3 protein-coding genes are annotated in these 3,356 nt (G+C 70.7%); all 3 read right to left on the bottom strand.

The annotated features are described in order from the left end of the window. Nucleotides 1–866: UDP-N-acetylmuramoyl-tripeptide--D-alanyl-D-alanine ligase (murF, locus tag RIF89_RS12645; RefSeq protein ID WP_309069453.1), on the bottom strand; the 866-nt coding region annotated here is incomplete at its 3' end. Nucleotides 867–954: 88 nt separating this feature from the next. Next, nucleotides 955–2,742, bottom strand: a complete 1,788-nt coding sequence (locus tag RIF89_RS12650; RefSeq protein ID WP_309069454.1) for a penicillin-binding protein 2 — start codon at nucleotides 2,740–2,742, stop codon at nucleotides 955–957. 43 nt (nucleotides 2,743–2,785) lie between these two features. Next, nucleotides 2,786–3,356, bottom strand: a 571-nt coding sequence (locus tag RIF89_RS12655; protein ID WP_309069455.1) for a hypothetical protein, incomplete at its 5' end; no start/stop codon positions are given.

The following is a 3,356-nucleotide window of genomic DNA, read 5'->3' on the forward strand; positions in this document are numbered from 1 at the left end:
AGCACGCGCAGATGCAGCGGCAGCTCGCGGTCCGCGACCGTCACGGTCGTGCGGGTCCCGGAGGCTGTCACATCGAGGGCGCCGGAGCGCACATCCGCCGTCTCGGCCTCGCCGAACCAGCGCACCTTGAGGTCGCGCTCCTGGGCGATCGACGCCATGCCGGCGACGCGCGGGTCGTCGGCGTTCAGCACCGCGATGCCGCCTCGGCGCACCGCCTTCACGAGCTCGGACTTCTCGCGGACGGTGCCGTCGAGACCGCCGAACCCACCCGCGTGCGCCATGCCGACCATCAGCACGACGCCGACATCCGGCGTCACGAGCCCTGCCAGGCGCGCGATCTGGCCGTGGCCGTCCGCGCCGAACTCGCACACCAGGTACCGCGTGTCATGCGTCACGCGCAGCATGGTCAGCGGCGCGCCCACGGCGTTGTTGTACGAGCCCTTGGGCGCGACCGTCTCGCCCTCGGGGCGCAGGATGGTCGCGAGCAGGTTCTTCGTCGTCGTCTTGCCGTTCGATCCGGTGATGCCCACGATCTTCAGCGCGCCGGCGGCGCGCACGCGCGCGACGACCTCGCGCGCGAGATCCGCGATCGCGAGCACGACGTCCGGCACGACGATCTGCGTGACCGGCTCGTCGACCCGGCGCTCGACGAGCGCGAGCACCGCGCCCGCCTCGACGGCCGTGCCGACGAACAGGTGGCCGTCGGTCGTCTCACCGGGCTTGGCGACGAAGACCGCGCCCGGCGTCATGGCGCGCGAGTCGGTGTCGACGTCGCCCGAGACGATCGTCTCGGGCGTGTCCGCACCGTGCAGGTGCAGCTCGCCGCGGACCGCTTCCGCGATCTCCGAGAGCGTCAGGGCGATCATGCGGCGGGCGCGATCATCAGGGCAGGCCGGATCATGCGGATGGTGTACCTCCGTGGTGCTCGCTCTGCCCCGGGGCCGGGGTGGCGCATCACTTCAACATCGGGAGCTTGGTCTCGGGCTCCGTGCGGCCCGGCGGGACACGGTAGGACTGCAACACGTAGGCCATCGCCTTCTGCATCGCGGGCGCCGTGGCCGCAGACGAGGTTACCCGCTTCGGCTCGTCGAGCGTAATCATGACCACGTACTGGGGGTCGTCGGCGGGGGCGAAGCCGACCATGCTCGTGTAGTAGACGCCCGGCTTGTACCCGCCGCCCGGTGCCGGCTTCTGCGCCGTGCCGGTCTTGGTCGCGATGCTGTAGCCGGGGACCTTGATCTGCTCGGCGACCGAGCTCTGGAACGCGACGTTCTCGAGCATGAGCTGCAGCTGCTGCGCCGTGCTCTCGCTGATCACGCGCTCGGGTTCCGCGGTCTCGGCGACCGTCACGTCGCCGTCCGGCGTCGTGCACGACTCGATGAGCTGCGGCGCGACGCGCACGCCGTCGTTCGCGATGGTCTGATAGGCACCGGCGACCTGCGGGATCGTGGCGGTGAACGCCTGCCCGAACGTCGTCGCGTAGTGCTGCTGGTTGTCCCACTCGGCGGGCGGGGCGATCCAGCCGTTCTGCTCGCCCGGGAATCCGACGACGGCGCCACCGCCGATGCCGAACTTCTTGAGCCACTCGTAGCGCGTCTGCTCTGGCAGCATCTCGCCGAACTTCGACAGCGCCACGTTCGACGAGTCGATCAGCGCACCGGCCAGGGTGTAGGTCTGCTCGGGGTGCGGGTGAGAGTCGCCGAGGCGAGCGCCGTTGGGGAACTCCTCCCAGTCCTTCGCCGTGACCGTGCTGAGCGGGTTCGCCACACCCTCCTCGAGAAGCGAGGCCGCCGTGATGGCCTTGAAGGTTGAACCCGGCTCGAACGTCGTGCCGAACACGAGCGAGCCGCGGTAGTCCGGATCCGTCCCGCCCACATCGTTCGGGTCCATCGACGGGTACTGCGCGGCAGCACGGATCTTCCCCGTCTTCACCTCCTGGATGTAGACAGTGCCCGAGATCGCCCTCTGGTTCTGGGTCTCCTCGGCGATCATCTGCTCCATGTACCACTGCAGATCAGAGTCGATCGTGAGCTGCACCTGGCCGCCGTCGGTCGCCGGGGTGACCTGCTCGGATCCGGGGATCCGGATGCCGTCGGTCGCGCCGATCTGATAGCTCTCCTCGCCGTCCTTCGCCTCGAGGCAGTCGTTCTGCCAGCGCTCGACCCCCGCGAGGGCCTCGCCGTCGTTCGACTCGAAGCCGAGCAGGTTGCCCCCGACGGCGCCGTTCGGATAGGACCGCGACGGGCGGGGGTCGTACGTCAGGTACGGCACCTCCAGCTCGCGCAGCGCCTGGTACTGCGCGGTGGAGACGCCGCGCGTCAGCTCGGCCCACTGCGACTCCGGCTCGTTCGCCTTCTTGTCCGCGACGATCCGCTTGATCTCCTCGACGTCCATGCCGAGGATCTGCGCGATCAGCGCCGCCTGCTCGTCCCACGTCTGGACGTGCTCGGAGCCGTCCTTCTCGGTGCGCGTGATGTCGGCCACGAGCGTCGGGTCGATGTTGACGTCGTAGCGCATCGTCGAGCTGGCCAGCACGACGCCGTGCTCGTCCACGATCGTGCCGCGCGTGCCGAACAGCTTCTCGCTGCCGGCCATCTTGCTGACGGAGTCGGCGCGGTGCTCCTCGGCGTGCACGACCTGGATGTCGACGAGCCTCACCACGAAGCCGCCCAGGACGGTCAGCACGACGGCGGCCGCCACCATCGTGCGGCGGCGCGACGAGCGTTTGGCGATCGGATTCATCGGCTCCCCTGGCGCATGCGGGCTTCGTCGGATGGGCGGTCGGTCAGCGGGTGGTGGGGCTCGGCAGGCCCTCGGTCAGGGGCGGCGGCAGCTCGGCCTCGGCCTTCTCGGCCTCGGCGGCCTTCTTGTCGTCCTCGACCTCGTCTTCCTTGGCGTCTCCGGCCGGCGCAGGGTCCGTCGGGATCGCCCGGCGCTCGAGCAGGGCGTTGCCGACGGCCGCACGCCCCTTCGCATCGACGGTCGACTTCGAGCCGGCGGCAGCGCCGTCACCCGTGATCGTGCCGTCGCTCAGACGCAGGCTGCTCGGCGGCACGCTGTCGATCACCATTCCGAGGCCCGCGGCGCTTGCGGCGAGGTGCTGGGGCGAGCTCAGGCCCGCGACCTCGTCGCGCAGCTCCTGCGCCTGCAGCGTGGCGGCACGGCGCTCCTGGTTGAGCGCCGCCAGCTCGTACGACGACTGCGTCGTCAGCACGGACAGGCTCATCTGCGCGATCGCGATGGCCACGGCACCGGCGAAGGCGACGATCGCGTAGCCCAGCCGCGGGCGGCGGCGCGGTGCGGCGTCGGGGACGGCCTGCAGCCGGCGGCGCGGTGCGCCGGTCGGCTCGGGACGG

This window comes from Microbacterium sp., from assembly GCF_031178525.1.
Classification (GTDB): domain Bacteria; phylum Actinomycetota; class Actinomycetes; order Actinomycetales; family Microbacteriaceae; genus Microbacterium.